Below are 17,728 nucleotides of genomic sequence, written 5' to 3'. Positions count from 1 at the left end.
GATGCGACCTGTGGCCCGATTGCGGCGCGCGCCCGCGGCCGTTGCGGAAATTTCAGGGACGCGGATGGCGCCGCTTGCTAAACCGCCAGCCAGACCTGCCCACAGGAGCGCCCGTGCCTTTTTTCGACATCAAGCCCGTATGGTTCAGCATCGGTCCGCTGGACATCCGCTGGTACGCCCTCGCCTATGTGGCGGGCATCGTCCTCGGCTGGTGGTACGCCAACCGGCTAGCGCGCAACAATTCGATCTGGCAGCCGGGCAAGCCGCCGGTCTCCTCCCCCCAGCTCGATGATCTGGTGCTGTGGATCACCCTCGGCATCATCCTCGGCGGCCGCTTCGGCTATGCCCTGTTCTACAAGCCCGAACTCTACGCCAATCTGTTCACCGGCGCCGACTGGGGCGAGCGACTCGGACTGTTCCGCCTGTGGGACGGCGGCATGTCGTTCCACGGCGGCCTGATCGGCGTGTCGCTGGCGATCGTCTGGTACGCCTGGAAGAACAGGATCCGCCTGCTCAGCCTCGGCGATCTGATCGCCCCGGTCGCGCCGATCGGCCTGTTCTTCGGCCGCATCGCCAACTTCATCAACGGCGAGCTGTGGGGCCGTCCGACCGACGCCCCGTGGGGCATGGTGTTCTGCAACCGCACCATCGAGACGATGTACGGCTACTGCCCCGCCGGCCTGGTCCCGCGCCATCCCAGCCAGCTCTATGAAGCCGCGCTGGAGGGGATCGCCCTGGCGGTCATCCTGTGGCTGGCCGTGTTCAAGGGGCGTCTGCTCGCCAAGCCCGGCTATGTCACCGGCCTGTTCCTGTTCGGCTACGGCCTCGTCCGCGCTTCGCTGGAGACCGTGCGCCAGCCCGACGTCGGCCTCGAGAACCTGCCGCTGGGCCTCACCATGGGCATGATGCTGTCGATCCCGATGATGATCGTCGGCACCTGGCTGATCTGGCGCGCCTGGAGCCGGCCGCCGGTGGTCGCGGAGGCCTGATGGCCGCCCCGGCCAGCGACCTGCGCGACCGTCTGGCGCGCGAGATCGCCCTGACCGGGCCGATGACGGTCGCCGACTACGTCACCCGCTGCCTGCACGACCCGAAAGGCGGCTACTACGCCACCCGGCCGTCGATCGGCGCGACCGGCGACTTCATCACCGCGCCGATGGTCAGCCAGATGTTCGGCGAGCTGCTCGGCCTGTGGGCGGTCGAGCTGTGGGAACGGCTGGGCGCGCCCGAGCGGGTGCGGCTGGTCGAGGTCGGCCCCGGCGACGGCACATTGATGGCCGACGCCCTGCGCGCCGCCCGCCTCGCCCCGGAGTTCCTCCGGGCGGTCGATCTGGTCCTGATCGAGCCCAGCCCGCCCCTGCGCGAGGCCCAGGCCCGCATGCTGGCCGACAGCGACGTGCACCCGCGCTGGGTCGCCGCCCTCGACCGTATCGAGACCGACGCCCCGGTCATCCTGATCGCTAATGAGGTGCTCGACTGCCTCCCCGCCCGCCAGTTCGTGAAGACGGAAGACGGCTGGGCCGAACGCTGCGTCGGCGTCACCGAAGACGGCGCCCTGACCTTCGGCCTGAAGACGATCACCGGCGGCTTCAAACGCCCCGCGTTCGAGGTCGAGCCCGGCCAGACGGTGGAGATGTCCGAGCAGCAGGCCGTGTTCGGACGCGAGGTCGCGGCCCTGATCAAGGCCGCCTCCGGGGCCGCCCTGCTGATCGACTACGGCCGCGCCCGGCCCGAGGCCGGCGACACCCTGCAGGCCCTGCGCCGGCACCAGAAGGTCGATCCGCTGGCCACGCCGGGCGAGGCCGACCTGACGCAATGGGCCGACTTCCCGACCGTGCTGGAGGCCGCCGTCCACGCCGGCGCCGATGTCACCGGAACCCTGGGTCAGGGCGAGTTCCTCGGCCTGCTCGGCATCGAGGCCAGGGCCGACCGGCTCAGGGACGGCCGCCCCGACGCCGCCCCGGTCATCGACCGCCAGCTGGCCCGCCTGACCGCCGACGACCAGATGGGAAGCCTGTTCAAGGTCTGCGCGATCTTTTCGCCGCGCAGTCTGGTTGTACCGGGTTTCGAGGATTGACCATGTCGCTGGTCCCCATCACCCACCCCCTGCTGGCCCGCGCCGGCCTCCGCCACGGCTTCTTCACGCGCGAGGGCGGCGCCTCCACCGGCCTTTATGAAGGCCTCAACACCGGCGTCGGCTCGAACGACGATCCCGCCGCCGTGGCCGAGAACCGCCGCCGCGTCGCGGCCCATCTGGGCGGCGCCGCCGACGACATCGCCGCCTGCTACCAGATCCATTCCGCCGTCGCCCGCGTCGCCGAGGCCGGCTGGAAGGGCGAGCGGCCCGAGGGCGACGCCGTCGTCTCGGCCGCGCCCGGCGTGATCTGCGCCGTCCTGACCGCCGACTGCGCCCCGGTGCTGCTGGCCGACGCCGAAGCCGGCGTCGTCGGCGCCGCTCATGCCGGCTGGAAGGGCGCCCTGGGGGGCATCGTCCATTCGACCGTGGCGGCCATGCAGGCGCTCGGGGCCCGCCCCGACCGCATCGTCGCCGTCGTCGGCCCGTGCATCGCCCAGGCCTCCTACGAGGTCGACGCCGCCTTCCACGACCGCTTCGACCACCACAACGCCGGCAGCGGCCGCTTCTTCGCCCCGGGCGCGACCGCCGACAAACGGCTGTTCGACCTGCCCGGCTATATCCTGTGGCGGCTGGAGCAGGCCGGCGTCGGCGACGCCGCCTGGACCGGCGACGACACGCGCACCGACGCGACGCGCTTCTATTCGAACCGCCGGGCGTATCTGAGCGGAGAGCCGGACTTCGGCCGGCTGATGAGCGCGATCAGCGTCGGCTGATCAGGGGCGGATCAGCCCGCCATCGCCATTTCCGGCACGCGCGTCGTCTCGCGCCACGCCTGCGGATTGGCCAGCAGTTCGCGGACCAGCAGGTTGTTGATCGCGTGGCCCGCCTTGACGCCCTCGTAGCGGCCCAGCAGCGGCGCGCCGAGCACATACAGGTCGCCGATAGCATCCAGCGCCTTGTGCTTGACGAACTCGCGCTCCATCCGCAGCCCGCCCGGGTTCAGGATCTGGTCGCCGTCGATGACCACGGCGTTCTCCAGCGAGCCGCCGCGGGCCAGGCCGGCCTTGCGCAGGGCCTCGACCTCATGGGCGAAGCCGAAGGTGCGGGCGGCCATGATCTCGTCGCGGAAGGTCTGTTCGTCGACGACGAAGTCGATCACCTGATTGCCGATCACCGGCGTCGGGAAGTCGATCTCGAAGCGCATCTCATAGCGGTCGCACGGCAGCAGGGCCGCGCTCTTGTCGCCGTCCTGCACCCGGATCGGCTCGAGGATCTCGATATAGCGGACCGGCGCTTCCTGCGGACGAAAGCCGGCGCGGTCCAGCAGCTTGACGAACGGCAGGGCCGAACCGTCGAGGATCGGCAGCTCAGGACCGTCCACCTCGACCACGGCATTCGACACGCCCAGGGCGGCGAAGGCCGCCATCAGATGCTCGATGGTCGACAGCCGCACGCCGGCGGCGTTCTCGATCATGGTGTTCAGGCGGGCGTCGACGACGGCCTCGCCCGAGACCGGAATGCGGTTGTCACGGTCCTTGATGTCGGTGCGGACGAAGACGATGCCCGTGCCGACCGGCGCCGGACGCACCGCCAGACGCACCCGGTCGCCCGTGTGCACGCCCACGCCGGCGATGATCGCCGGCGCGACGGTGGTCTTCTGGTGATGGTCGTGACGGACCGGCAATTGCAGAAACTCGCTTCAACTTGCGCCCCGCCTCTACGTGCGGAGTTCGCCCCAGAAACCGTCTAGCGGGGGTGTCGCAAGACTGAAATGAAAGTCGGGTTTCCGATTGTTTCGTTAACGGGGAGGTAGCCGGCAGCAGGCAGCCGGTGTGTGGCAGGCCGCTCCCCCGGCAAAGCGAAAGGGCGGCCCTGCGACCGCCCTTCCCTGCTGCCTGCTGCCTGCTGCCTGAACCCTAGTTGGCCAACCGCCGCAGGAACGACGGGATTTCCAGATCGTCCTCCGCCTGGCCCTGGTCGAGCTCCGGCGTCGGCTGAACCTGGCTGGTCGAACGCATCTCGGTCGTGCGTTGCGGCGCATAGGCCGGCTGGGCCGGCTGACGCTTGCCGCGGCCGAACAGGCTCCAGCCCGACTTGCGGTGATCCCGGTCGTCGTGGTCGTCATAGGCCGGCTCTTCGCGGCGCTGCATCGGCTCGGCGGCAGGGCGCTCGGCGCGGTCGCCGGTGCGGTCCATATACAGGTCGCCCTGGGCCACCGGCGCCGCCTGGGCGGCGGTGCGCGGGGCGGACTCATATTCCTCGACCCACGGATCGACGATCGGCTCGAGGGCGCGGTCCTCGGCGACGTGGATCACCGGCTCCGGACGCGGCTCGGGGGCCCGGGCCACGGCGCCATAGGTCGGCTGGCTGGACTGAAAGGTCGGGACGATGGGGGCGGGCTCGGCCTGACGCGGGGCCTCGGCGCGGCCGAAGTCACGGCCCAGATCGCGGGCCGGTTCGCGCACCGCTTCCTGACGCACCGGCTCGGCGCGCGAGGCGGCGTAGGACGGGGCGGGCCGGCGGGTGTCGAACGGCGCGGTCGAGGTCGAGGTCGGCGACTGGGCCGCGGCCAGGTCTTCCATGCCGGTGGCCACGACCGATACGCGGATCTTGCCGTCCAGCGCCGGGTCGAAGGCGGCCCCGAAGATGATGTTGGCGTCGGCGTCCACCTCGCCGGCGATGGCGTTGGCGGCCTCGTCGACTTCCAGCAGGGTCATGTCCATGCCGCCGGTGATGTTCACCAGCACGGCCTTGGCGCCCTTCAGAGAGGTCTCGTCCAGCAGCGGATTGGCGATGGCGTTCTGGGCCGCCTGCAGGGCACGGTCCTCGCCCGAGGCCTCGCCCGTGCCCATCATCGCCTTGCCCATCTCGGACATGACGGCGCGGACGTCGGCGAAGTCGAGGTTGATCAGACCCGGCAGGATCATCAGGTCGGTGATCGAGCGCACGCCCGAGTGCAGCACCTGGTCGGCCATGCCGAAGGCGTCGGCGAAGGTGGTGCGCTCATTGGCGACGCGGAACAGGTTCTGGTTCGGAATGACGATCAGGGTGTCGACGTAGCGCTGCAGCTCGGCGATGCCGGCATCGGCCAGACGCATGCGGTGACGGCCTTCGAAGGTGAAGGGCTTGGTCACCACGCCGACCGTCAGGATGCCGCGGTCGCGGGCGCATTTGGCGATGACCGGCGCGGCGCCGGTGCCGGTGCCGCCGCCCATGCCGGCGGTGATGAAGACCATGTGGGCGCCATCGAGGTGCCCGTAGATTTCCTCGGCCGACTCCTCGGCCGCGTTCATGCCGACCTCGGGGTGGGCGCCCGCGCCCAGGCCTTGCGTGATGGTCTCGCCCAGCTGGACGCGGCGGTCGGTCTTGGCGAACGACAGATGCTGCGCATCGGTGTTGGCGACGACGAACTCGACCCCTTCGAGGCCGGCGTCGATCATGTTGTTGACGGCGTTGCCGCCCGCGCCGCCGACGCCGAAGACGACGATGCGGGGCTTCAGTTCCGTGTGTTGCGGACGCACAAGCGAGAGAGACATTCTAATTCCGACCTTAGGTTCGACCCTGCCCGTCTGCCCCGATGCGAAACCCCCGCCGATTCGCATTGGTTATGAGCGCGTTAAGGAAACACCCTATCTGCTTAAGGGAGTGTTACCGGATAGGGTGAGTCGGGCCGGGGGCCACGGAATTCGTTAACCTTCGCCGCAGTTTTCCACTGTGGACAGCGTGGGGACAACCGCCCCCGCCGCCGACCGGCGCTACAGGTTCTCGCGCAGCCAGCCCGCGGCCCGGGCGACCAGACCGCCTTGATGGATACGCGGCGCGTCGGCGGCGGTGATCTGGCGCGACATCAGCTTGCGCGCCGACACCGCCTCACGCGGCCCATAGGCGGCGCGCAGCAGCACGCCGGCGGCCGAGCAGAAGGCCGGCCCCGAGGCGGCGTCGGCGAGGTGCGGCGCCCGTTGCGGCTTGCCCAGCCGCACCGGCCGGTCGAACACCCGCACCGCCAGCTCGCGCACGCCGTTCAGCTGGCTCGCCCCGCCGGTCAGCACCAGGCCGGCGCCCGGCTCCAGCCCGACCCCGGCGTTGCGCAGCCGGTCGCGCAGCAGCTCCAGCGTCTCCTCGACGCGCGGCGCGATGACCGTCTTCAGCATGGCGCGCGGCACCACCACCGGACCGGCCGAGGGATCCTCGCCGCGCGGCGGGGCCTCCAACATCTCGCGGTCCTCATTGGCGCTGGCCATGGCCGAGCCGTGCAGGGTCTTCAGCCGCTCGGCCCCGGCGCGCGAGGTCGACAGCCCCCGGGCGATATCGGCCGTCACATGATCGCCGCCGACGTTGAGGCTCTCGATATGCAGCAGGGAGCGCCCGCCCCAGACCGCGGCCGAGGTCGCGCCGCCGCCCATGTCGATGCAGACGCAGCCCAGATCCATCTCGTCGTCTTCCAGCGCCGCCAGCGACGAGGCCACCGGCGCCGCCACCACGCCCTGCAGGTCGAGGTGGGCCAGCTCCAGACAGTGGCTCAGGGCGTTGAAGGCGCTCTCGGCCATCGACACCACCAGCAGGTCCAGCCCCAGCGAATGCCCCTTCATCGAGCGCGGGTCGTGCACCCCGCGCGCACCGTCGACCGACCAGGCGATCGGCAGCACATGGATCGGACGGCGGTTCGGCAGGCGGATCTGGGCCAAGGCCATGGCGATGGCGCGCGCCAGATCGGCGTCGCCGACCGGATTGGCCCCGAGCGAAACGCGGGCCTGGACCCGGTGGCTGGCCATCTGGCCGATGGCGGTGGTCACCACCACGCCCGAGACCGGCGAGCCGGCGGCCCGCTCGGCCCGCTCGACCGCATGGCCGATGGCCTGGGCCGCCTCGTCCATATTGACGATGCCGCCGCCGCGGATGCCGCGCGACTGGACGTGCCCCGCCCCCGCCACCCGGATGGTGCGGTCGGCATGGCGCACGCCGTCGGGCTTCATGATGAAGCAGCCGACCTTGGACTGGCCGAGATCCAGCGCCGCCACGACGGGCGCGCGGCCGGCGGCGGATTTTCCGCCATCCACAGACTTGTCCACAAGACGTCCAGCCATACTACAAATCCAGCCCTATGCGTCGCCGGCGGAGGGCCGGACAGCGACCTCCTCGGGCGTCCTCAGATCGATGCGGGCGAACCCGAGTTCCAGCAGCCGTTCGCGCTGGTCCAGCGCGTCCAGCTGGATCAGGGCCGCGTCCTGATCGGCGGCGGGCAGCTGAATCAGGCTGCCGTCCTTCAGCCGCAGGTCCCAGCGGCGCTCGTCGACGCGCACCAGCGCCTCCAGACGGGCCATCAGCCGGGGCCGCTGGGCGATCAGCGGCAGCACCTCGGCGGCGGCCTGTTCGGCCCCCTTGCCGACCACCAGCGGCAGGTTCGGATAGCGGCCGGCGTCGGCCCCGCGGATCACCTGGCCGTGGCTGTCGATCACCATATTGCGTCCGCCGGCCTGCCAGATGGCCAGCCGGTCATGCTCGACGACGTGGACGATCAGGGTGTTGGGCAGCAGGCGCACGATCCGCGCCTCCTTGACCCAGCCCACCCCCTCGACCCGCTCGCGCACCGCGTCGAGGTCGATCGAGGTCATGGCCTGGCCGCCGTTCAGCTGCACCGCCCGCTGGATGGCGGCGCTGGCCTCGGCGGACTCGCCCTCGATGAACACCTTGTCCAGCTTCAGCCCCATGCCGACGGCCATGCCGTCGACGCCGTCGCTGATCGAGGCGCCGATGCGGTCGGCGCGCGCCCCGGTCGCCAGCACGCCGGCCAGCACCACGACGCCGGCGACGATCGAGATGACGACGGCGCGGGGCGACAGGTCCAGCCGGCCGATCGCCGCCACCTTGCCCGGCGTGGCCGGGGCGTTGCGGGGCGAACGGCCCCGGCCTCCCCCCCTGGGAGCCGCGGACCGCTTGACGGGCTGTTTCGAACTCTGTCGCCGACCGCCGCGAACTACCGCGGGCATGAGGCGTCCTCCACCATCCACCGGACCAGGTCTTTATATCCCATCCCGGCGAACGCGGCCTGCTCGGGCACGAGCGAGGTCGGCGTCATGCCGGGCTGGGTATTGACCTCCAGAAGAACGAGAACGTCCTTAAGATCGTCATAACGAAAGTCGGATCGTGATACTCCGCGGCAGCCCAGAGCCGCATGCGCCCGCTCGGATTCCCGCATCGCCGCCTCGAATACATGGGGCGGCAGATCGGCCGGAAGTTTGTGCACCGAGCCGCCCGGGGCGTATTTGGCTTCGTAGTCGTAGAAGCCTTTGACCGGGGTGATGTCGGTCACCGTCAGGGCGCGTGGGCCGGTCGCCTCGCCGATCACGGCGACGGCCAGCTCCTTGCCGCGGATATAGGGCTCGACCATCACCTGGTCGCCATAGGCCCAGTCGTCGGCCCCGACCTCGGCCTGGGGCGGCGCCCCCTCGGCCACCAGATAGACCCCGACCGACGAGCCCTCGGCATTCGGCTTGACGATATAGGGCGGCGGAATGACGTGGCCGCGCGCCACCGCGTGCCGGTCGAACAGGCCGCCGCCGGGCACCAGGACGCCGGCCGCGCGCAGGATCGACTTGGTCTTGTCCTTGTCCATGGTGATGGCCGAGGCCAGCACGCCGGAGTGGGTGTAGGGAACCTGCAGCGTCTCGAGGATGCCCTGGACGCAGCCGTCCTCGCCCCATTCGCCATGCAGGGCGTTCAGCACCACGTCCGGCTTCAGCGCCGCCAGCACCTGGGCGATGTCGCGTCCGGCGTCGACCCGGCTGACCCGCGCCACCTGCCCCTCGAGGGCGTCGGCGCACTCCTTGCCCGAGCTCAGCGACACCGCGCGCTCCGACGACAGCCCGCCCATCAGGACGGCGACGTGCAGGTCTGCGAAGGGGCGGGTCATGCGAAGCTCCGGAACAGTCACCGCAATGCGGCGCACGTCCTTAACAGCCGGTCAACCAATCGCGCCCGCGCGCACAAAAGCCTTCGATGAAGGCAGCGGCCGTGCCTATCCCGCTCGCCCGATGCGCTTGATCTCCCAGTCCAGCGGCACGCCGGTTTTCGACAGCACATCCGCCCGCACCGCCTCGCCCAGCCCCTCGATATCGGCCGCCGTCGCCTCGCCGGGATTGATCATGAAGTTGCTGTGCAGTTCGCTGAACATGGCCCCGCCGCCGGTGGCCTTGAACAGCTTGCCGCGCCACCCCGCCTCGTCGACCAGCTTCCACGACGACTGGCCCGGCGGGTTCTTGAACGTCGAGCCGCCGGTCTTCTCGCGGATCGGCTGGGTCAGTTCGCGGCGCGAGGTGATCTCGGCGATGCGGCCGGCGACCGCCTCGGGATCGTCGGGCGTCCCGCGATAGGTCGCCTCGATCCAGATGATGTCCGCCGGGGCCTGCGAATGGCGATAGGTGTAGCCGAAGTCGGCCAGCGAATATTCGACCCTCTCCCCCGCCCGCGTGAGCCCCCAGGCGGAAACGAGAATGTCCTTCGTCTCGGCGCCATAGCAGCCGGCGTTCATGGTTAGCGCCCCGCCGATGGTGCCCGGGATGCCCGCATAGAACTCCAACCCCGCCAGCCCCGCCTTGGCCGAGGCCCGCGCCACCATCGCGTCCAGCGCCCCCGCTCCTGCGGTGATCGTCTCGCCCTCGGTCGTGATCCCGGCGAACGGCCGTCCGGCCAGCCGGATCACGACCCCCTCGACCCCGCCGTCACGCACGATGACGTTCGAGCCGACGCCCAGCACGGTAACCGGTACGGCCGGGTCCAGCGCCTTCAAAAAGTCGGCCAGATCGTCAGCGTCAGCCGGAATGAACAGCGCGTCCGCATTTCCGCCGACGCGGAACCAGGTGAACGGGCCCAACGGTTCGTCGCGCAACAACTTACCGCGCACGGGGGGAAGAGATACGATGGAGGTCATGTGGTGTGGGTCGCCGCATAGCGATCGGCCGCATCCCAGAAGCCGCCGGCTTCGGACTCGAGCAGCTTGGAAAACCGATCCTCGATAGTCCTGGGCAGGGTCACCTGCTCGCCCGTCTTGCGCTCCCGCGGATACGGGTCACCGAACAACCTCATAACGTCCGCCAGGGCCGCCGCCGCCTCTGGCATTCCCAGCGTCCGAAATCCTTCCACCGCCTCGGGCGCGAGAATGCCGGCGCCGTTGTCAAAAAACTGACCGAGTCCCCCATTCTGCACTTCACTTTGCGTCCAATGGGTTGCGTAGAGATGCTGGGAAGCCCGCGGCAATGCGGCAAACTGCTGGGTGAATTTATCCGCCCCGACATGGATGCTCACCGCATTCCAATAGGGTTCGACGAGTTCCCGATAATTCAACCCAGCGCCTCCAGCTGCCCCGGCAGCGCATAAGCCCACTGCGTAATGTCCCCCGCCCCCAGCAGCACCACCAGATCGCCCGCCCTCGCCTCCGCCGCGATCACGCCGGGCAGAGCCTCGACGCTCTCCAGCGCGTGCACCGACCGGTGCCCGAACCGCCGGATGCCCTCGACCAGGGCGTCCTTGTCGACCCCCGTGATCGGCGGCTCGCCGGCCGCATAGACGTCGGCCACGAACACCGCGTCGGCGTCCGAGAAACAGGTCGAGAACTCCTCCATCAGCGATTCCAGCCGGGTGAAGCGGTGCGGCTGGACCACGGCGATGACCCGGCCCTCGGCCACCTGACGCGCGGCCTTCAGCACCGCCGCGATCTCGACCGGATGGTGGCCGTAGTCGTCGACGATCCGCACCCCGCCGACGATGCCCGTGGTGGTGAACCGCCGCCGGACCCCGCCGAACCCGGCCAGCCCCGCCGTGATCGCCTCGTCCGACACGTCCAGCTCGCGCGCCACGGCGATGGCCGCCAGCGCATTGGACACATTGTGCCAGCCGGCCATCGGCAGATGCAGCCCCTCGATCCGCGTCGGCTCGTCCAGGGCGGCCAGCCCCGGCTGCTGGATCACCACGTCGAAGCGGCAGCCGTCCGGCTTCATCTCGACATTGTCGGCCCGCACCATGGCCTGGGGATTGACGCCATAGGTCACCAGCCGCCGGTTATCGATCGAGGCCACCAGACGCTGCACCTCGGGATGGTCGAGGCAGACGGCGGCGAAGCCGTAGAAGGGAATGTTCTCGACGAAGTCGACGAACGCCTTCCGCACCCCGTCGAAGTCGCCGTAGTGATCGAGGTGTTCGGGGTCGATATTGGTGACGATGGCCACCGTCGACTTGAGCCGCAGGAAGCTGCCGTCGCTCTCGTCGGCCTCGACCACGATCCAGTCGCCGTCGCCAACCTTGGCGTTGGTGCCATAGGCGTTGATGATGCCGCCGTTGACCACTGTCGGGTCCAGCCCGCCGGCGTCCAGAATGGCCGCGACCATCGAAGTCGTCGTCGTCTTGCCATGCGTCCCGCCGACCGCGATCGAGAACTGCAGCCGCATCAGCTCGGCCAGCATCTCGGCCCGCCGCACCAGCGGAATGCGCCGCTCGCGCGCCGACATCATCTCCGGGTTGGTCGCCCTGACCGCGGTCGAATAGACCACCGCCGAAACGCTGTCCCCGACATGGGCCGCGTCATGGCCGATGAAGATGCGCGCGCCCAGCTTCTCCAGCCGCTCGGTGTTGGCGCTGGCCCTGGCGTCCGAGCCCTGCACCGAATAGCCGATCTTGAGCATGATCTCGGCGATGCCGCTCATGCCGATGCCGCCTATGCCGACGAAATGCACGGGACCGAGGTCGAAGGGTACGGGACGAAGGCGAGCGATCATCGGAAGCGATTAGCAAGGGTTCGGGCGGAATGCGACACCACATTCCTCCCCCTTTGGGGGAGGGGGACCATGCGCAGCATGGTGGAGGGGGCCTTGCTCCGGACACCGGCGGATCAGGTCAGCCCCCTCCCCCCCTTCGGGCGGTCCCCCTCCCCCTGCGGGGGAGGAATACTCAGTCTTCCTGGACGAAATCCTGCGCGAACTCCGGCGAGTCCTCCTCGCCCGGCAGCAGCGGCGTCTCGTCGTCGTCCCCCGCCCGCGACGGATCGGGAACCTCGAAGCCGACCGGGATCGACAGGTCCAGCAGCCCCGCCGCCTTCATCTCCTGCACCCCCGGCAGGTCGTACAGGCTCGACAGGCTGAAATGTTCGAGGAATTTGTCCGCCGTGGCATAGGTCACCGGCCGCCCCGGCGTCCGCCGCCGCCCCTTCAGCCGCACGAACCCCATCTCCAGCAGCAGGTCCAGCGTCCCCTTCGACAGCGACACCCCCCGCACGCTCTCGATCTCGGCGCGGGTGCAGGGCTGGTGGTAGGCGATGATGGCCAGGGTCTCCAGCGCCGCCTTCGACAGCCGCCGCGGCTCCTCGCGCTCCTCGGTCATCAGGAACGACAGGTCCGGCGCCGTCCTGAACCGCCAGCGATCCGCCACGCACTCCAGCTCGACCCCGCGTCCCTCATACCGCTCCCGCAGCGCCGAAATCGCCCCGCCGACATCCGCCCCCTCGGGCAGCCGCCGTGCGATCTCCGCCGCCGACAGCGGCCCGGCGGCGGCGAACAACAGGGCCTCGACCCGGCGCTCGATCTCTCCGTGATCGGGGGCGAACTGAATCACGGAACCAGCTCCATCGCCTGCCCGATCGCGCGCCGCTTCAGATACAGTTCGGCGAAGGCCTCGGCCTGTTTGACCTCCATCGCCCCCTCCTTGACCAGCTCCAGACTGGCCGACAGGGTCGAGGCGGTGAAGCTGGACTGCGACGGCCCCTCATCGCCCTGCCGCGCCGGCGCCACCCGCTCCAGCGGCGTCCACTGATCCAGCCGCGGCAGGACATCGCGCAGCCAGTCCCGCGCCGCCTCCAGGGCGAAGGCCTCGACCCGCTGGCCGGGGTTGTAGTGCCGCTGCTCCTCGCGCCGCCGCTGCGTCACATAGGCGGCCATCAGCTCGTACAGGCTGGCGTCGATGCGGTCCGACGGGATGATCACCAGCGCCTCGGGGTCGCCGCGCGTGAACACGTCGCGCTTCAGCCGCGGCCGCGCGGTGATGGCCTCGACCGCCCTGCGCATCGCCTCCAGCTTCTGCAGCCGGAAGGCGAGAGCCGCCGCCATCTCCTCGGCCGGCATATCCTCGCCGGCCTTCTCGGTGCGCGGCAGCAGCAGGCGCGACTTCAGATAGGCCAGCCACGAAGCCATCACCAGATAGTCGGCCGCCAGCGCGAAATTGCGCCGCCGCGCCTCGTGCACGAAGGCCAGATACTGTTCCGCCAGCCGGGTGATCGACAGCTTCAGCAGATCGACCTTCTGCGTCCGCGCCAGCGCCAGCAGCACATGCAGCGGCCCCTCATAGCCGTCCAGATCGACCACGAAGGCCTCGCCCGCATCGGCCTGTTCGACCGCGGCGAAATCCAGATTCGGCTGGAAGGCGTCGGTCACTGAACGATCTCCTTCCCCCCTTGCGGGGGAAGGTGGCAGGCGGAGCCTGACGGATGGGGGGTGAAACACCCATGCTTACGGTTAGCGGACAGCTCGCGGAAAGAGCCCCCCCATCCGAGCTGCTCCGCGGCCCACCTTCCCCCGCAAGGGGGGAAGGACATCAACGGGCCCGTCCTCACGCCTGCCCCTCCCCCACGTCCGGCCCCTCCGCCGCCTCCAGCCGTCCGGCCATCAGGGCGTCGAACCGGTCGCGCGCCGCGAACAGCTCCAGCGGCTCCGGCTCGCGCACGATCCGCGCCAGCGCCGCCGCCGCCCGCTTGCCGGCCTTGCCCTTCAGCTTGCCGACGCCCGCCGCGACCTGGCGCATCTCGTCCAGATCGCCGTTGCAGTGCAGGACCACGTCGCAGCCGGCCTTCAGCGCCGCCGCCGCCCGCTCGTCCAGGCCGCCCGTCAGCGCTTTCATCGACAGGTCGTCGCTGATGATCAGTCCGCCGAACCCCAGCCGGTGGCGCATCAGCTTCAGCGCCTTTTTCGAGGTCGTCGCCGGCCGCTTCGGATCGATCGCGTCGAACACCACATGCGCCGTCATCGCCAGCGGCATGTCCGACAGCGCTTTGAACGGGGCGAAATCCCAGCCGTCCAGCGTCGCCAGATCGGCATGCACCACCGGCAGACTGTGATGGCTGTCGGCGAAGGCCCGGCCATGCCCCGGCATGTGTTTGATCACCGGCAATACGCCGCCGGCCAGCAGCCCCTCGGCCGCCGCCCGGCCCAGCACCGCCACCGTCTCCGGATCGCGCGCATACGCCCGGTCGCCGATGATGTCGTGGGCCCCGGGCACCGGAACATCCAGCACCGGGGCGCAGTCGACGGTTATCCCGACCGACTTCAGATCATGCGCCATCAGCCGCGCGCCCAGCCGCGCCAGCTCGCGCGCCCGCAGCAGGCCGTCGGCCGCCTCCAGATAGGCCCCGGCCGGCGGATATTTGGCCCAGTGCGGCGGTCCCATCCGCTGCACCCGACCGCCCTCCTGATCGATCAGCACCGGCGCGTCGGGATCGTCGACGCAGTGGCGCATCTCGTCGGTCAGGGCGCGCAGCTGGTCCGGGCTGTCGACATTGCGGCGAAACAGGATGAAGCCCCACGGCCGGACCTCGGCGAAGAAGGCTTTCTCCGCCTCCGTCAGCCGGTGGCCGCTGCAGCCATAGATCGCCGCCGAACGCGTCACCGGACGATGCAGTCGCCGCCCGAGGCCTTGATCGCGTTGCACAGGCCGCTGGCCTGCTCGCGGCTCAGGCCGTTGACGGTGGTGCGATAGACGGTCGAACCGTTCGAGGCCGTGACCTCCTGCACCCGCCGCGCGCCGCCCTGCGTGAACTGCGGATAGCGGCCGACGACGGCGTTGTATTCGCGCTCGGCCAGGTTGGGGGTCGAGAAGGCGCCGATCTGCACGCTGGAGGTCCCGCCGGCGGCCGGGGCCGGAGCCGGGGCGGCCTTCTTCACCGGCGCGGCCGGGGCCGGGGCCGGAGCGGGCGCGGTCTCGACCGGCGCCGGCGCGGGGCGCGGCTGCACCGCTTCCGGCGGCGGCGTGAAGGTCGGGGCCGCCTCGGGAGCGTCCGTCTCGGCATACACCTCGATGCCGGCGGTCGGATCGACCGGCTGGGCGTCGACCGGGGCGGCCGAGGTCATCTCGCCGACCGGCGTGCCGACGGCCGGCGGGGCGTCCTCGGACGAGCGCGGCCCCGCGCGGTAATAGACCACCACGGCGATGATGAGCACCAGCAGCACCACCGCCGAGATGATCAGCGTCATCGGCGGAGCCTTGCCGCCGCCACCTCCCCCGCCGCCGCCGCGTCGCGGGTCATAGCCCTGACGGTTGAACGGCAGGTCGTCGTCGGTCGGCGGCGTATAGGCGCCCCGGTCGCGGCCGGGGTCCCGGCTCGGGTTCGGGCGATAGGGATCTTCATGGGACATGGCCGCGCCTTCCGTCGTGCCGCACGAATCGCGCGCGGAAAGACCACTGTATCCCGGTCCGAGTCCTTTTTCAGGCCGTGTGTTCCCCTCCCCCCGTCATCCTCGGGCTTGACCCGAGGATCGGACCGTCCGGTGCTCCGTCAGATGCCCCACGGTCACGGTCGCGGGGCCGTCACCGCCGCACAGCTTGCCGATTGCCTCTGATCCTCGGATCAAGTCCGAGGATGACGGCGGTGAACGAGGTTCAAAGATCCAGTCCCACATCCAGACTGAACAGCTTGCGGTGCTCCTCGATCGCATAGCGGTCGGTCATGCCGGCGATGTAGTCGCACACCGCCCGCGCCCGCCGCGCCTCATCCTCCGTCCCGGCCTTGCCCGACCATTCCGGCGGCAGGGTGCCCGGATCGGCCATGAACAGCTCGAACATCTCGCCCAGCAGCCGCCGCGCCTGGCTGCGCGTCCGGTTGACCCGGTAATGGCGGTACATCCGCTCGAACAGAAAGGCCCGCAGCACGCCCAGATCGGCCAGCATGGCGTGCGAAAAACCGACCAGCGGCCGTCGCGCCCGGCGCACATCCTCGGTCGAGCGGATGTTGTCGGCCTCGAGCCGCGCCTCGGTCTCGGCCAGCACGTCCTCGACCATGACGCCGATCATCCGCCGCACCGCCTCGATCCGCACCATCCGCTCGTCGATATCCGGCCAGTCCGCCCGCACGCCCCGTAGCACCGGCCCGATCAGCGGCACCTCCGTCAGGTCCTCGAGGCTGAACAGCCCCGCCTGCACCCCGTCGTCGACGTCGTGATTGTTGTAGGCGATGTCGTCGGCGATCGCCGCCGCCTGGGCCTCCAGCGAGGCGAAACTGTCCAGCCGCAGATCCCAGGCCGGGGCGTAGTCGGCGATCGCCTTCCACGCCGGCTCGTCCAGCCGGTGCGACACCGGGCCGTTGTGCTTGACCACCCCCTCGACCGTCTCCCAGCTCAGGTTCAGCCCCTCGAACTGCGGATAGCGATGCTCCAGCCGGGTCACGACGCGGAAGGTCTGGACGTTGTGGTCGAAGCCGCCCCACGGCTCCATCCGCGCCTGCAGCTCGTCCTCGCCGGCGTGGCCGAACGGCGGATGGCCGAGGTCATGCGCCAGCGCCACCGTCTCGGCCAGGTCGGTGTCCAGCCGCAGGGCATGGGCGATCGACCGCGCGATCTGCGCCACCTCCAGCGAATGGGTCAGGCGCGTGCGATAGTGGTCGCCCTCGTGCGCCACGAAGACCTGGGTCTTCTCCTTCAGCCGGCGGAAGGCGGTGGCGTGGATGATGCGGTCGCGGTCGCGGGCATAGGCGTTGCGCGTGCGGCTGATCGGCTCCGGGGTCAGCCGGCCGCGGCTGTGTTCGGGATATTCGGCGTATGCGGCGCGTTCAGGCATCAACACGGCGGCTCATTTCGCTGGCCGGGCCTTTGCGATCGCCCGTGCGCGCCTCATATAGAGCCCCGTGAGCAGCGTCCAATCCGTCCCCGCCTTCCAGATCACGCCCCACGCCGGCGGTCACGGCCTCAGCCTGTCCGAAAGCGCGGCCCGCCGTCTGGCGACCCTGGCCGCGGCCGAGGGTCACCCGGTGCTGCTGCGCGTCGCCGTCGACGGCGGCGGCTGCTCCGGCTTCCAGTACCGGATGGAGCTGGTCGAGACCGCCGAGTCCGACGACATCCGCATCGAGGCCGACGGCCAGGCCGCCCTCGTCGACCCCGTCTCCCTGCCCTTCCTCAAGGGCTCCGAGATCGCCTTCGTCGACGACCTAGCCGGGGCCCAGTTCGTCGTCCGCAACCCGAACGCGGCGTCCAGCTGCGGCTGCGGCGTCAGCTTCTCGATCTGAGGCTCCGTCAGCGCGGCGTCACAGGGTTGCGCGCTGCCCAATCAGTTCCCGGGCGTCGGCCACATCAAGAGCTCTTTACACTTGGACGGTCCGACTCTCGGGGGACCGACCAGCGCGAGGCTGTCGGGAGCGCCGTTGTCCGCGAGCACTGTCACAGGCCGTTGAGCGCTTACCTCCCCACAATGGGAGAAGGAACACGGAGCTATTACCCGCCGCCGACCCGGCCGGTCTGCGCGGAGAAAGAGGAACCCTGAGGGGGTGGGAGCGTCCTACTGCACCGATTGGCGCGGGCGGTCCGGGGTGGCGGCGGCCTCGGCGGCCGGGGCCTGGTAGGGGCGTTCGCCGGCGGGCTCGGCCGGGGTGGGAGCGGGCGCGGCGGCACGGGCGGCGGGGCGGGGCGC

17 protein-coding genes are annotated in these 17,728 nt (G+C 70.2%); 4 read left to right on the top strand and 13 right to left on the bottom strand.

Features of this window, described 5'->3' with window-relative positions:
- The first annotated feature begins 113 nt into the window (after positions 1–113).
- The 3 genes from lgt to pgeF are packed head-to-tail and all read left to right on the top strand — an operon-like array spanning position 114 to position 2,850.
- Positions 114–989: a prolipoprotein diacylglyceryl transferase gene (lgt, locus tag ACK4JY_RS12230; protein ID WP_409606082.1), complete on the top strand. Its 876-nt coding sequence runs from the start codon at positions 114–116 to the stop codon at positions 987–989.
- Positions 989–2,077: a class I SAM-dependent methyltransferase gene (locus ACK4JY_RS12225; protein WP_409606080.1), complete on the top strand. Its 1,089-nt coding sequence runs from the start codon at positions 989–991 to the stop codon at positions 2,075–2,077. The genes lgt and ACK4JY_RS12225 overlap by 1 nt, the downstream gene beginning before the upstream one ends.
- A gap of 2 nt (positions 2,078–2,079) precedes the next feature.
- Entirely contained in the window at positions 2,080–2,850 is a 771-nt protein-coding gene (gene pgeF / locus ACK4JY_RS12220; protein WP_409606078.1) for a peptidoglycan editing factor PgeF, read from the top strand.
- Between the two features lie 11 nt (positions 2,851–2,861).
- Here the strand turns inward: pgeF and lpxC are convergent, their stop codons facing one another.
- The 13 genes from lpxC to ACK4JY_RS12155 all read right to left on the bottom strand — a co-directional run bounded on the left by lpxC (position 2,862) and on the right by ACK4JY_RS12155 (position 16,882).
- Entirely contained in the window at positions 2,862–3,761 is a 900-nt protein-coding gene (gene lpxC, locus ACK4JY_RS12215) for a UDP-3-O-acyl-N-acetylglucosamine deacetylase (protein WP_409606076.1), read from the bottom strand.
- A gap of 232 nt (positions 3,762–3,993) precedes the next feature.
- A complete protein-coding gene (gene ftsZ, locus ACK4JY_RS12210) occupies positions 3,994–5,613 on the bottom strand; it encodes a cell division protein FtsZ (protein WP_409606074.1) in 1,620 nt (539 codons plus the stop codon).
- 219 nt (positions 5,614–5,832) lie between these two features.
- A complete protein-coding gene (gene ftsA, locus ACK4JY_RS12205) occupies positions 5,833–7,161 on the bottom strand; it encodes a cell division protein FtsA (RefSeq protein WP_409606072.1) in 1,329 nt (442 codons plus the stop codon).
- Between the two features lie 15 nt (positions 7,162–7,176).
- Entirely contained in the window at positions 7,177–8,064 is an 888-nt protein-coding gene (locus ACK4JY_RS12200; protein ID WP_409606070.1) for a cell division protein FtsQ/DivIB, read from the bottom strand.
- The gene (locus ACK4JY_RS12195) at positions 8,052–8,987 is read right to left on the bottom strand and encodes a D-alanine--D-alanine ligase (protein WP_409606068.1); all 936 of its coding nucleotides are present in this window, start codon (positions 8,985–8,987) and stop codon (positions 8,052–8,054) included. Before ACK4JY_RS12195 ends, ACK4JY_RS12200 begins: the two co-directional genes overlap by 13 nt.
- Positions 8,988–9,092: 105 nt before the next feature.
- Positions 9,093–10,004: a UDP-N-acetylmuramate dehydrogenase gene (murB, locus tag ACK4JY_RS12190; protein WP_409606066.1), complete on the bottom strand. Its 912-nt coding sequence runs from the start codon at positions 10,002–10,004 to the stop codon at positions 9,093–9,095.
- Complete coding sequence (locus ACK4JY_RS12185) at positions 10,001–10,417, bottom strand: DUF4375 domain-containing protein (RefSeq protein WP_409606064.1); 417 nt, start codon at positions 10,415–10,417, stop codon at positions 10,001–10,003. The genes murB and ACK4JY_RS12185 overlap by 4 nt, the downstream gene beginning before the upstream one ends.
- Complete coding sequence (gene murC, locus ACK4JY_RS12180) at positions 10,414–11,844, bottom strand: UDP-N-acetylmuramate--L-alanine ligase (protein ID WP_409606062.1); 1,431 nt, start codon at positions 11,842–11,844, stop codon at positions 10,414–10,416. Before murC ends, ACK4JY_RS12185 begins: the two co-directional genes overlap by 4 nt.
- A gap of 172 nt (positions 11,845–12,016) precedes the next feature.
- Positions 12,017–12,676: an SMC-Scp complex subunit ScpB gene (gene scpB, locus ACK4JY_RS12175; RefSeq protein ID WP_409606060.1), complete on the bottom strand. Its 660-nt coding sequence runs from the start codon at positions 12,674–12,676 to the stop codon at positions 12,017–12,019.
- Entirely contained in the window at positions 12,673–13,491 is an 819-nt protein-coding gene (locus tag ACK4JY_RS12170) for a segregation and condensation protein A (RefSeq protein WP_409606058.1), read from the bottom strand. The genes scpB and ACK4JY_RS12170 overlap by 4 nt, the downstream gene beginning before the upstream one ends.
- Positions 13,492–13,666: 175 nt before the next feature.
- Positions 13,667–14,761, bottom strand: a complete 1,095-nt coding sequence (nagZ, locus tag ACK4JY_RS12165; protein WP_409606056.1) for a beta-N-acetylhexosaminidase — start codon at positions 14,759–14,761, stop codon at positions 13,667–13,669.
- Entirely contained in the window at positions 14,716–15,465 is a 750-nt protein-coding gene (locus ACK4JY_RS12160) for an SPOR domain-containing protein (RefSeq protein WP_409606054.1), read from the bottom strand. Before ACK4JY_RS12160 ends, nagZ begins: the two co-directional genes overlap by 46 nt.
- 244 nt (positions 15,466–15,709) lie before the next feature.
- The gene (locus ACK4JY_RS12155; protein ID WP_409606052.1) at positions 15,710–16,882 is read right to left on the bottom strand and encodes a deoxyguanosinetriphosphate triphosphohydrolase; all 1,173 of its coding nucleotides are present in this window, start codon (positions 16,880–16,882) and stop codon (positions 15,710–15,712) included.
- Positions 16,883–16,949: 67 nt separating this feature from the next.
- Here ACK4JY_RS12155 and erpA point away from each other — a divergent pair, with 67 nt between their 5' ends.
- The gene (gene erpA, locus ACK4JY_RS12150; protein ID WP_409606050.1) at positions 16,950–17,327 is read left to right on the top strand and encodes an iron-sulfur cluster insertion protein ErpA; all 378 of its coding nucleotides are present in this window, start codon (positions 16,950–16,952) and stop codon (positions 17,325–17,327) included.
- Positions 17,328–17,728 lie beyond the last annotated feature (401 nt).

It is taken from the genome of Brevundimonas sp. (genome assembly GCF_046295595.1).
GTDB lineage: Bacteria > Pseudomonadota > Alphaproteobacteria > Caulobacterales > Caulobacteraceae > Brevundimonas.
The sequence above is the reverse complement of the archived record's forward strand: the minus strand, read 5'-3'. Positions and strand labels throughout refer to the sequence as shown.